Below are 12438 nucleotides of genomic sequence, written 5' to 3' on the forward strand. Positions count from 1 at the left end.
GATTATGCTTACCGTTTATTCGGTGACGTCACTTCTTTACTCAAGGCATTATCGTGCGCTTGAGAAATAATGCGTTATTTTCCCATATCCAGACTCCGATGTAATTAGATAACATGACCAGATATGGCTTACGAGCACGTGTAATTACACTGACTCTCGCTCCCACTCTCATTATTGGCTTATTGCTGAGCGGCTTTTTCTCATTTAACCGCTATCAGGATCTTGAGAAACAAGTTATCACCACAGGTAATAGCATCATCGAACCGCTAGCGATTGCCAGTGAATCTCACCTACTGACAGAAAGCCGTGAAGCAGTCCGACGCCTTATCAGCTACGCTCACCGCAAAAATTCGAAACTGGTTCGAAGCATTGCCGTCTTCGATGCGCATCATGAACTGTTTGTAACCTCAAACTTCCACCCTAATTTCGAAGCGTTGATGTTTCCGAAAGATAAGCCTATCCCACCGTTGGGAAATTCGGAAATCTACGATAATTACCTGATTTTGCGTGTGCCTATCTTATCTGAAGGGCATTACCTGACGGATCTGTCTAATAAAAGCCAAGCGACCAAAGCCATCGGCTACATTGCTGTGGAGCTGGATCTCTCGTCTCTGCGTCTTCAGCAATATCAGGAAGTCTTCTCAGCCTTTTTGGTACTGATTTTAGGACTCGGTCTTGCCAGCGTGTTCGCCTCTCGTTTAATGCATGATGTGACTCAGCCGATCACACACATGAAAAACGTTGTAGACCGTATTCGACGCGGCCACTTAGACGTTCGTATCGAAGGGAAAATGCATGGTGAGCTTGATCAGCTAAAAAATGGTATCAACGCTATGGCCGTCTCACTTTCGGAATACCACGTCGAGATGCAACACAGTATCGATCAGGCTACCTCTGACCTGCGTGAAACCTTAGAACAGCTGGAAATCCAGAACGTTGAGTTAGACATCGCGAAGAAGCGTGCTCAAGAAGCCGCACGTGTGAAATCAGAGTTCCTGGCCAATATGTCACACGAACTGCGTACCCCGCTGAACGGCGTGATTGGCTTTACGCGTCAGATGCTCAAAACGCAACTTTCTAATAGTCAGACGGATTACCTGCAAACGATCGAAAAATCGGCAAACAACCTGCTGAATATTATTAACGATATCCTCGACTTTTCTAAATTGGAAGCGGGTAAGCTAGCTCTGGAAAACATCCCGTTTGATTTCCGTGAAAGTCTGGAAGAAGTCGTCAACCTTCAAGCGACCAGTGCGCATGAGAAAGGGCTGGAAATTACGCTCAAAGTCGATCCTAAAATTCCACCAGGCTTGGTTGGTGACCCTCTGCGTATTCAGCAAATTCTTACTAACCTGGTTGGTAACTCGATCAAGTTTACTGAACGCGGCAACATTGATATCAGTGTTGAAATGCGCTCCCAGTCTGGCGATTCGGTCGAATTGCAATTTATGGTTCGCGATACCGGTATCGGTATTTCAGAACGTCAACAAGCGCAGCTCTTCCAGGCATTCAGCCAAGCCGATGCTAGCATCTCACGCCGTTATGGTGGTACAGGTCTTGGTCTGGTCATTACCCAGAAACTGGTTAGCCAGATGGGGGGAGAAATTAGCCTGACCAGCCGCTTGCACCAAGGCTCCACGTTCTGGTTTACCCTGCGCCTCAACTCGACAGAAATGCCTATGAGCGATCTGATCGAGATTGAACTGCTTACTGGCAAACAGCTGTTACTGGTGGAACCAAACATGCAGGCAGCATCGGTAACGCAGCAGATCCTAAGTCAGGAAGGCATCTTAGTCACTTATCGCTCCTCGTTGCCTGAAGCAAATGAACACTACGATTACGTGTTACTCAATTTGGCTGCAAACCAGACTTACGATGAGCAATCGGTTGAAGCCTGGATAGAACAAGCGAAGCAAATGGCACCAAGCGTGATCATGGGGACGCCAAGTACTGAGCTTGCGCTGGCAGACCAGATTATGAAGGAACATCAAATCCAGTGTTTGACCAAGCCTTTGTCCCGCCGTCGATTACTACAAAGTCTGATCAGCGAACATGTTGAATCGCCTCAGCCACTGAAAGCGCCGATTAAGACGGTAGAAGAAGAACGTTTACCACTGCACGTTCTCGCTGTTGACGATAACCCCGCCAACCTGAAGCTTATATCGGCCTTGCTGAAAGAGCGTGTTGAAACGGTAACCGCATGCAGTAACGGTCAACAAGCCGTGAATCTGGCGACCGAGAAAAAGTACGACATGATATTCATGGACATCCAAATGCCACATATGGATGGGGTGACCGCCTGTAAACATATCAAGCAGATTGAGCTCAACAAAGATACGCCAGTCATTGCGGTAACCGCACATGCGATGGCAGGCGAGCGTGACCGTCTACTCGCAGCGGGTATGGATGATTACCTCACCAAACCAATAGAAGAGCATGTGCTGCAACAGGTTTTGGTTCACTGGAACCCAAATGCTTGCGCGGAAAGCTTCAGAAAAGTCACACCTTCGTATGTTGATGAACAAGAAGGTGAAGCTCTAAATGCAACAGAAAAGGCTCACCAAGATGTCATTATCGATTGGCAAGCCGCGTTGAAACAGAGTGCGAATAAAGAAGATTTGGCCAAAGATATGCTGCGCATGTTAATCGACTTTATCCCAGAAGTGGATGATGTGGTTGCTCAAGCCCTAGAAGAAGAAAACTTTGCCCGTGAAGAGCTCATTCATGTCATTCACAAGCTGCACGGCAGTAGCTCGTATTGCGGCGTGCCAAGGTTAAAATCATTGTGTGCGACGCTGGAGCAAGCACTTCGCTCAGGCGCTGAACTTGACGACATTGAGCCGGAAATGTTTGAGCTACAGGATGAAATGATTAAGGTCACGACCACGGCTAAGCTCTATCTAGAGCAGTAAATATCCCCTGACTAAAACGACAAAGCCAGAGCAGATGCTCTGGCTTTTTGCTATTTGGTTTATTTACAAGAAATTCAGACGATTCAGGACTCTAAAATCACGGTCGCAACAGCGTAGTGTCTCTCGTCAGAGATCGAAAGATGAACATGGTTCACCCCCAATTTTTGAGCTATTTGCTGTGCCGTACCAGACAAGGAAATTACCGGCTTCCCCAGATCATCGTTAGTCACGCAAAAGTCGTGAAAGGTCACCCCTTTTGCAATGCCGGTTCCCAGCGCTTTCGATGCCGCTTCTTTGGCTGCAAAACGTTTGGCAAGATAACGCCCTTTTTGCTTTAGCTGTGAAAACTTCAGAATCTCTTCTTCACAAAGAATGCGCTGAGCAAATGACTCGCCAGTGCGATCCAGCGCTTTTTCAATGCGCTCAATTTCCGCGATGTCGGTGCCTAAACCTAAAATAGCCATTCGTGTGCCTGATTACTTGCGAGCTTCGATCATCAAAGCTTTCATATCAGCAACCGCTTTCTCTAAGCCATCGAAGACAGCGCGGCCAATGATCGAGTGACCAATGTTCAGTTCGTAGATTTCTGGTAACGCTGCAATAGGGGCAACGTTATGGTAAGTCAAACCATGGCCCGCATTAACGATGATACCCAAATCGTCAGCATAGCTTGCGCCAGCTGCAATTTTTTTCAGTTCCGCTTGCTGCTCTTCCTCAGTTGTCGCATCAGCATAGTGACCAGTGTGAAGTTCAATATAAGGCGCGCCACATTGTTTTGCAGCATCAATCTGTTGACGGTCTGCATCGATAAACAGAGAAACTTTAATACCCGCTTCGGTTAGTTTCTCCGTTGCCGCCTTCACTTTAGCCAGTTGACCAACCACATCCAGGCCACCTTCTGTCGTTAGTTCTTCACGCTTCTCTGGCACTAAACAAACGAATTCAGGTTTGGTTTTCAGAGCAATCTCAACCATTTCATCGGTTACAGCCATCTCTAGGTTCATGCGCGTCTGGATAGTTTCACGCAGAATACGTACATCACGGTCCAAAATATGTCGGCGGTCTTCACGCAAGTGAATCGTGATACCATCAGCACCCGCTCGTTCTGCAATTTCAGCAGCATGAACAGGATCCGGATATTTTGTACCACGTGCATTACGTAAAGTAGCAATATGATCGATATTAACGCCTAAATAGATTGAGCTCATTTTCCATTACTCCGTGCTCTGGGTGTGTGAATAAACAATTCACGACTTTTTAAAGGTTTGCCGCCAAGATACGGCTTTAAGGCTATACGTGTAAAGCGTTTTGCCGCTTTTAACTGCTCTTTAGTGACAAAGCGCCGCTCACTGATTGCAATCAATTCATTACCTAAAAATGTCAGGTTGTCTCGCCTCACGGAAGCAATAAATCCCTTCTGCTCACGATAACGGTAAGTCATGTTCGCTTCGACAGGTTCACCTGTCCCTGCACAGTGCATAAAGTCGACGCCATACCCCATCGTAGAAAGCAAGGCCAGTTCAAATCGTCGCAGTGCTGGCTCAGGATTATCGCACTGAGCAAGTTCGGTTAATGCATGCAGATAATCGTGAAACAAGGCTGGCATTGGCACTTCTGCCATCAATACACGTCCAATCAATTCATTAACGTACATAGCAGAGTAAAGGTTAATACCTGTTAAGGGTAAGCCAAGGCTGATAGGTTCAGCCTGTCTTAAGGTTTTCATTGACCCTTTGCCTGACCATTTTAGTAACAGTGGAGTGAATGGCTGTAGCGCCCCTTTCAGGTTCGAACGTTTACTACGCGCGCCTTTGGCCATCAATGTGATGCGGCCATACTCCTGACTGAACACATCAAGTATCAAGCTCGATTCACTGTAAGGTCTTCGGTGCAAAACAAAGCAGCGTTGTAAGCCTTCAGAGGACTGGTTACTCATCTATATCGGTGTGCCTAATCGTCTAATTACTGAGTAATAAAAAATAAGGAGCCAAGCGGCTCCTTATTCTAATCGATGTTGGAGCGAAGTGGCTTCGCTTCAAGTTTATAGATCGTCGATGTAACCCAGTGAGCGCAGCGCACGTTCGTCGTCAGCCCAACCAGATTTCACTTTAACCCAAGTTTCGAGATAAACCTTACGACCAAACAGCTCTTCCATATCCAGGCGAGCTTCACGGCCGATGGTTTTGATCTTCTCGCCACCTTTACCGATCACCATTTTCTTCTGGCCGCTACGTTCAACCAGAATCAGTGCATTGATATGGAAGCCATCGGTTTCCGGGTTGTAGTCAAAACGTTCAATTTCCACCGTCACTGAGTAAGGAAGCTCCTCACCCGTGAAACGCATCAGTTTCTCACGAACAATTTCAGATGCCATAAAGCGCTGTGAACGGTCTGTCACGTACTCTTCTGGGAAGTGATGCGTCGCTACTGGTAAGTGGTCGCGTACATGTTTACGCAGTACATCGATGTTCTTGCCTTGCTTCGCTGAGATTGGCACAACGTCGACAAAGTCCATTTTCTTAGACATGTCCGCCATGTGCATCATCACTTCATTGCGATCTTGTACGTTGTCGACTTTGTTTACACACAGCACAACAGGGAAGTTCGATTTCTGCAACTTCGTCAGTACCATCTCGTCGTCTTTAGTCCAATGGGTACCATCGACTAAGAAGAACACCAAGTTCACATCACTCAACGAAGAGTTTGCCGCGCGGTTCATCAAACGGTTGATCGCACGCTTTTCTTCAATATGAAGTCCAGGTGTATCGACGTAAATCGCCTGATAATCACCGTCAGTGTCCACACCCATAATACGGTGGCGTGTAGTTTGCGGCTTGCGAGAGGTAATCGAAATCTTCTGACCCAAGATTTTGTTTAAAAGGGTCGATTTACCTACATTTGGACGACCAACAATGGCGATAAAGCCGCAGTGCTGGTTTTCTGGTGAACTCGTTTCACCATGTGATGCAAAGTATGCATCGATATCGAATTCGTTATCAGCCATTAGTTAATTGCTCAAGTGCTGTTTCCGCTGCCGCCTGTTCTGCCTTGCGGCGGCTGGTGCCTTTACCGATTACAGGTTTATCCACACCTGCGACTTCACACTCAACCGTAAATTCTTGGTTGTGCGCTTCACCTTTAATATTAGTCACTGTGTACACAGGCAGTGGTTTTCTTCTGCCTTGCAGGAACTCTTGGAGGCGAGTTTTTGGGTCTTTTTGTGATACACCAGGCTTAATGGCTTCAAGGCGAGACTTGTACCAGCTCAGTACAATGCCACGAACTGCTTCAATATCACTATCTAGGTAAATTGCACCAATAATGGCTTCCACCGCATCGGCTAGAATAGAGTCACGGCGAAAGCCACCACTCTTCAATTCACCTGGACCTAATTTTAAATAATCTCCTAGATCGAATTCACGACCCAGTTCCGCCAATGTGTGTCCGCGAACCAAAGTAGCACGCATACGGCTCATGTCACCTTCGTTCACTTTAGGGAAACGATGGTACAGATCATCAGCGATGACAAAACTTAAAATTGAATCGCCCAGAAACTCAAGACGTTCGTTATGCTTACTGTTGGCGCTGCGGTGAGTCAGCGCCAAGTTGATAAGCTCGGCATCTTTAAACTGGTAGCCGAGCTTACGCTCTAGTTTATCAATTGGAGAATTCATACTCTCTCGACATTAATGTTTATTTCTCTATATAGTTGGAGTGGCAACTAAGCGACTTCAAATATAACGAGAAGTTAGTGAATACCACCGATGCGGTTAAAACGCACACCAGTTGGAATCCATGAAGGTAGAACGCTATCTGCGCCACGCTCAAACTCGAAGCTGATCCAAATGGCAACAGCTTTGCCGACTAGGTTTGCTTCAGGAACAAAGCCCCAGTAACGGCTGTCTGCACTGTTGTCACGGTTATCACCCATCACAAAGTACTGACCTTGTGGTACAACCCATTCTGTTGTTCCGCTACGTGGGAAGTACTGCTCCACATGATTGCGAACAATTGGGTTAACCAAAATATTGTGCTCAACGTTACCCAGTTTTTCATCCAACTGGATCATCGGGATACCATTTGAGCTAAATTGACTCTCTTCGACATTACTCAGTTTAACTGGCTTACAGCTCGATTCACCTTTGCTTTGAATACAAATCTGCTTGTCGTTTGAGTAACGCACGATATCCCCTGGTAGACCAACCACACGCTTGATGTAATCAATGCTAGGGTGAGGAGGATATTTAAACACGACGATATCGCCACGTTCTGGCTTGCCTGTTTCTACCAGCTCAGTACGCCATACTGGATCTTTCAGACCGTAGGCATATTTTTCTACCAGGATGAAATCCCCAACCAGCAAAGTAGGCATCATTGAGCCAGACGGGATTTGAAACGGTTCATAGATAAAAGAACGTAATACGAGTACAAACGCGATCACAGGGAAAATAGAGACGCTGTTTTCAACCCACCAAGGCTGGCGTTCTACTTTTTGCAGGGTGACTGCATCTAAGCCGTTAGCTGTTTGCGCTTCGATCTCTGCGACTTTTGCCTGACGTTTCTTTGCAAACACCAGTTTTTCCAAAAGCCAAACTACACCAGTTACCAAGGTCACGATAACCAGAATCAGTGAGAATGTATTCGCCATTAAATTCCCTTATCTAAAAATGCGAAAGTGAAAGAGCGCTAACTCTTTCACTTAATTTAAGTTCTAACGTCTTATGACCAACAAGAATGGAACAAAGTTCAATTCTAGTCTTTGCCTACGTGAAGAATCGCCAGGAACGCTTCTTGAGGCAGTTCGACGTTACCGATCTGCTTCATACGCTTCTTACCTTCTTTCTGTTTCTTCAGAAGTTTCTTCTTACGGCTCACGTCACCACCGTAACATTTCGCGATAACGTTCTTACGTAGCTGTTTAACCGTCGAACGCGCGATGATGTGGTTACCGATCGCAGCCTGAATCGCGATATCAAACATCTGACGAGGGATGAACTCTTTCATTTTCTCAACCAACTGACGACCACGAGTCTGAGACTGATCTTTGTGTGTGATCATCGCTAGCGCGTCAACCGTGTCACCGTTCAGAAGTACGTCTACGCGAACCATGTTCGACGCTTCAAAGCGCTGGAAGTTGTAATCCAGAGAAGCATAACCGCGAGAAGTCGATTTCAGACGGTCGAAGAAGTCGAGAACCACTTCTGCCATTGGAATATCGTAAGTCACGGCTACTTGGTTACCGTGATAAACCATATCCACCTGAGCACCACGTTTTTCAACACACAGTGTGATAACGTTACCTAGGTATTCAGACGGCACTAGAATGTTACAACGCGCGATTGGCTCGCGGATTTCTTCGATGTCGTTTACCGCAGGCAGTTTCGCTGGGCTATCGACATACAGCAAATCACCATCGGTTTTCTCTACTTCGTAGACTACCGTAGGCGCTGTCGTAATTAGGTCTAGATCGTATTCACGCTCTAAACGTTCTTGGATAATTTCCATGTGCAGCATGCCAAGGAAACCACAACGGAAACCAAAGCCCAGAGCTGCAGAGTTTTCTGGCTCGTAGAATAGTGACGCATCATTCAGGCTTAATTTACCTAACGCATCACGGAAGTTTTCGTAATCATCCGATGATACAGGGAACAAACCAGCGTATACCTGAGGTTTTACTTTCTTAAAGCCTGGTAGTGGTTTGTCACTGCCGTTTTTCGCCAGTGTCAAAGTATCACCTACTGGCGCGCCAAGGATGTCTTTAATACCACAAACAACCCAGCCTACTTCGCCAGTATTTAGAACCTCAGTGTCCACTTGCTTAGGTGTGAAGATACCCAAACGGTCTACACCCCAAGATTGACCTGTGCTCATTACTTTGATCTTGTCGTTCTTCTTCAGTGAACCATTTTTGATTCGCACTAAAGAAACAACGCCAAGGTAGTTATCAAACCATGAGTCGATGATCAGAGCTTGTAGCGGTGCGTCTGGATCACCTTCTGGTGCTGGAATCGCTGATACGATGTTTTCTAGTACGTCTTCAACACCCAAGCCTGTTTTCGCAGAACAGCGGGTTGCTTCCATCGCATCGATACCAACGATTTCTTCAATTTCTTCTGCTACACGTTCTGGATCTGCAGCTGGAAGATCGATCTTGTTTAGGATTGGCACAACTTCCAGATCCATTTCGATCGCGGTGTAACAGTTCGCTAGCGTTTGCGCTTCTACACCCTGGCCAGCATCAACCACCAATAGCGCACCTTCACAAGCGGCTAGAGAGCGTGATACTTCGTATGCAAAGTCTACGTGTCCCGGAGTATCGATGAAGTTTAGCTGGTATGTTTCACCGTCTTTAGCGGTGTAGTTTAGCGTCACACTCTGAGATTTAATGGTGATACCACGCTCACGTTCAAGATCCATTGAATCCAGAACCTGTGCGGCCATTTCACGATCGCTCAATCCTCCACAAACTTGGATTAAACGGTCTGATAGGGTCGACTTACCATGGTCGATGTGGGCGATAATCGAAAAGTTACGAATGTGCTTCATAGATTTAGGCTGACTAACTCTTTACAAAATAGGGACAGTAAGAAAGCCATCATCTGATGGCATTTCAATCAAGTTGGCAGATTCTACCGAATTTCGTTAGCGGGCGCACGTAATTTAAAGTACATAAACCCAAGTGACTGAAAGGGGGCGGGGTCAGAGCTTACTGGATCGGCTCTCCAAGCACTCGAACTAACGTAACTTGGCGCTGCGATTCATCTTCAAGTGGCTTGGATACACGCTTCGCTAACCAAACGCCACCAGCAGCAAAAAGTGCTGAAGAGAGAATAATTACGCCTTCACCACCAAAGATGAGAGGAACAAACAATAGATGGCCGAAAAGTGCACCGAGTATCAGACCAAACAGTGGCAGCAGGTACACCGCCATCGCAGATTTAATTAAACTGGATTCAGGGAAACCAATTTCGACGACTTGTCCGACTTGCACGGATTTTTCTGTGCGCAAATGCCAGGAAAGGCTTTTATTACCAATGGCTTTCGTGACAACACCAGTGCCACAACTTTTTTGAGACGAGCAGCTGCTGCAACTGGTTTGCTGCTCGCAGCTCAGGTCAATTTCATATCGCTTACCGTGACGCTCAACCCCTGTCACAGTCGCTAGCGCAGTCATCATCGCACGTTACTCATGTTTACTGATTATTGGTTACTTTAAATGTAATAGATTGAGCTATACGTTGCGCGGTTGCAGGAGGAATATCGCCTACGACGGAGATTTCATAATCGCCATTTACGTAGCTGTGCAGCGTTCTGCGACCTTGGCGTACAAGCTGACCTTTCAATGAGTGCTCATCTTTACTCGCTACATAAACCGAGAAATTAAATAACCCATCGGAATACATTTGGCTTTCTACCATTTGATCACTGACCGCCATGCGGTAGCGATTGAGTTCATTAGCCTCAAAACCATCTGGTATCCAACCGACAACCCAGTCGCTGGTGCTTACCTCACCTTTAGGCATGGTAAGAACAGCAGGTAACTGAACATCTTCTAAGCCACTCATGAGCTCAGCGATTTTAGTATTCACTGTGTATGAAATCGTACGGTATTGCTCTAGTACTTCGCCATCGCGATCAACAAGATCAGCTCGCAGTGGAAGCTTGCTCTTTTCATCAACCCAAAGGATGTATGAATAGCGTAAGCCATCTTTCGGTACGATACGTAACACCTGAGTAGCAACACCGGCTTCACGAGCTCGACCAACCTGAACATAGTCATAATAGCGATTCAGTTCATCAATGTTGGTATTTAGCATTGGGATGGTCGGTGCAACCATTTTCCCAGATTCTATCGTGAAAGGCTCTGCACCTGTTTCGATGTAGCTGACTTCACGACCACGGAGAATGACTTCACGCACAGGGCCGCTGAGATAAATAAGGTGGGCGTATTGCTCTTCACCGTGAGTCGCGTGGCGGTACAGTAAAGGTTCAATACTGTTCTTTTTGATGAGGATATAAGAGAGCTCGTAGCTTAAATTCTTACTTGCCTCGCTCATTTGATGCAATAAAGCCTCCGCTGGTTTATCACCAGCAAAGGCTTGTGAAGACATCATACTGAACAGAGCGCAAGCGCTGATCAGGAATTTATTCATTCAACATCCGGAGTCAGAGTCGCATCTTGCTGAGATGCATCACTGTTAATTCTTAACTGTAATTCGTAGTCTCGCAGCATAGCATGAACACGCTTACGTTGCTCCTGCATATTTGCTTCACCCATAGAACGCTCTACGGATTCACGAGTTAAACTCACAGGTTCTGCACTACCCGCGATACCCGCGAATGGAACGGTTTGCAATACAGGCAACTGTTCAGCTTGAGGTACCGTAGAATCACTTCCACCGTACTGCTGTACACCTAAGATGACGACTAGCGATACACACGCAGCAACGGCAACTTGTCCAAATTGAGTCAACCAACTTGGTAGCTGACGTTTGGCTTTTTGCGGTTCTGGTTGCGACTCTTTAGGTGCATCCGTAATTGAAATTACGTTGGCACTATGTGAATCGACAGCACGATGCACTGGTTCATCTTCTAACGCTAACGCCACGCTTTCAGCAATATTCCACTCTGGTTTTGCTGGCGCTTCGCCTCGCATCACATCACCTATCAGGTGATAATTCTGCCAAGCTTTACGGCCCTCTTGATCTTGCCCTAATTCTTGAATTAAAGCCTTATCGATCAATTCTCCATCCATGAGAGCTGAAAGTTTTTCTTTGTCAGCCATTGTTTTCACCATAGTTATTACTTGTACTAGCGTTGTAAAAGAGGTTTGATTTTCTTTTCCACCGCTTCACGAGCACGGAAGATACGTGAGCGTACCGTTCCTACCGGGCAATCCATTACTTCAGCAATTTCCTCGTAGCTCAAGCCGTCAAGCTCTCGCAACGTCATTGCTGTTTTTAAATCTTCAGGTAAGGCTTCGATTGCACTGAACACTACCCGTTGCAATTCTTTGGACAACGTTAAGTTCTCAGGGTTCGAAATTTCTTTAAGTGCACTACCTGTTTCGTAAAATTCAGCATCTTCAGCATCAACATCTGTCGCTGGGGGTCTTCGACCTTGGGCCACAATGTGATTTTTCGCAGTATTCACTGCAATGCGATACAGCCACGTATAAAACGCACTTTCCCCTCGAAAACTGGGGATAGCTCGGTAAGCCTTGATAAACGCTTCTTGTGCTACATCTGGAACATCGCCAGGATTACTTACGTATCTGGAGATAAGATTACATACCTTGTTCTGATACTTCGTTACCAGCAGGTTGAATGCTTGCTTATCGCCATTCTGAACTCGCTCAATCAATACTTGATCGGTCAGCTGCTCGTTCATTCGAGCGGATACTCCTATTTGTTATGCCCCTACTCTTCTCAGATATGGGTACTATTTCTGCAAAACGTAGTATTGACACCACTGCTTACTTGAGCACTATTGTGACTGCAATGTGAATGAGAAAGTTCCGGGACTT

The 12438-nt window shown here is 46.3% G+C and carries 12 protein-coding genes; 1 reads left to right on the forward strand and 11 read right to left on the reverse strand.

The window, feature by feature from the left end; all coding sequences use genetic code 11:
- Window positions 1-113: 113 nt before the first annotated feature.
- The gene (gene barA / locus L9Q40_RS02380; protein WP_498791818.1) at window positions 114-2912 is read left to right on the forward strand and encodes a two-component sensor histidine kinase BarA; all 2799 of its coding nucleotides are present in this window, start codon (window positions 114-116) and stop codon (window positions 2910-2912) included.
- A gap of 83 nt (window positions 2913-2995) precedes the next feature.
- Here the strand turns inward: barA and acpS are convergent, their stop codons facing one another.
- The 11 genes from acpS to rpoE form a co-directional block, all read right to left on the reverse strand.
- Window positions 2996-3376 carry a holo-ACP synthase gene (acpS, locus tag L9Q40_RS02385; RefSeq protein ID WP_020333975.1) on the reverse strand — a complete coding sequence of 127 codons (381 nt, stop codon included), beginning with the start codon at window positions 3374-3376 and terminating at the stop codon, window positions 2996-2998.
- 12 nt (window positions 3377-3388) lie between these two features.
- Entirely contained in the window at window positions 3389-4120 is a 732-nt protein-coding gene (gene pdxJ / locus L9Q40_RS02390) for a pyridoxine 5'-phosphate synthase (protein ID WP_020333976.1), read from the reverse strand.
- Entirely contained in the window at window positions 4117-4848 is a 732-nt protein-coding gene (gene recO / locus L9Q40_RS02395) for a DNA repair protein RecO (RefSeq protein ID WP_498791819.1), read from the reverse strand. Before recO ends, pdxJ begins: the two co-directional genes overlap by 4 nt.
- Before the next feature lie 105 nt (window positions 4849-4953).
- Window positions 4954-5916 carry a GTPase Era gene (gene era / locus L9Q40_RS02400; protein WP_014232994.1) on the reverse strand — a complete coding sequence of 321 codons (963 nt, stop codon included), beginning with the start codon at window positions 5914-5916 and terminating at the stop codon, window positions 4954-4956.
- On the reverse strand, window positions 5909-6586 hold the full coding sequence (rnc, locus tag L9Q40_RS02405) for a ribonuclease III (protein ID WP_014232995.1): 678 nt from the start codon (window positions 6584-6586) through the stop codon (window positions 5909-5911). The genes era and rnc overlap by 8 nt, the downstream gene beginning before the upstream one ends.
- Window positions 6587-6660: 74 nt before the next feature.
- Complete coding sequence (lepB, locus tag L9Q40_RS02410; protein ID WP_014232996.1) at window positions 6661-7560, reverse strand: signal peptidase I; 900 nt, start codon at window positions 7558-7560, stop codon at window positions 6661-6663.
- A gap of 104 nt (window positions 7561-7664) precedes the next feature.
- Window positions 7665-9458: a translation elongation factor 4 gene (gene lepA, locus L9Q40_RS02415; RefSeq protein ID WP_014232997.1), complete on the reverse strand. Its 1794-nt coding sequence runs from the start codon at window positions 9456-9458 to the stop codon at window positions 7665-7667.
- Window positions 9459-9618: 160 nt separating this feature from the next.
- Window positions 9619-10089, reverse strand: a complete 471-nt coding sequence (locus L9Q40_RS02420; RefSeq protein ID WP_498791820.1) for a SoxR reducing system RseC family protein — start codon at window positions 10087-10089, stop codon at window positions 9619-9621.
- Window positions 10090-10105: 16 nt separating this feature from the next.
- A complete protein-coding gene (gene rseB / locus L9Q40_RS02425; RefSeq protein ID WP_498791821.1) occupies window positions 10106-11065 on the reverse strand; it encodes a sigma-E factor regulatory protein RseB in 960 nt (319 codons plus the stop codon).
- On the reverse strand, window positions 11062-11697 hold the full coding sequence (locus L9Q40_RS02430; protein ID WP_498791822.1) for an RseA family anti-sigma factor: 636 nt from the start codon (window positions 11695-11697) through the stop codon (window positions 11062-11064). The genes rseB and L9Q40_RS02430 overlap by 4 nt, the downstream gene beginning before the upstream one ends.
- A gap of 26 nt (window positions 11698-11723) precedes the next feature.
- Window positions 11724-12302, reverse strand: coding sequence for an RNA polymerase sigma factor RpoE (gene rpoE, locus L9Q40_RS02435; RefSeq protein ID WP_014233001.1), 579 nt, complete (start codon window positions 12300-12302; stop codon window positions 11724-11726).
- Window positions 12303-12438 lie beyond the last annotated feature (136 nt).

Source organism: Allocatenococcus thiocycli, from assembly GCF_921292965.1.
GTDB classification, from domain to species: Bacteria; Pseudomonadota; Gammaproteobacteria; order Enterobacterales; family Vibrionaceae; genus Vibrio; species Vibrio natriegens.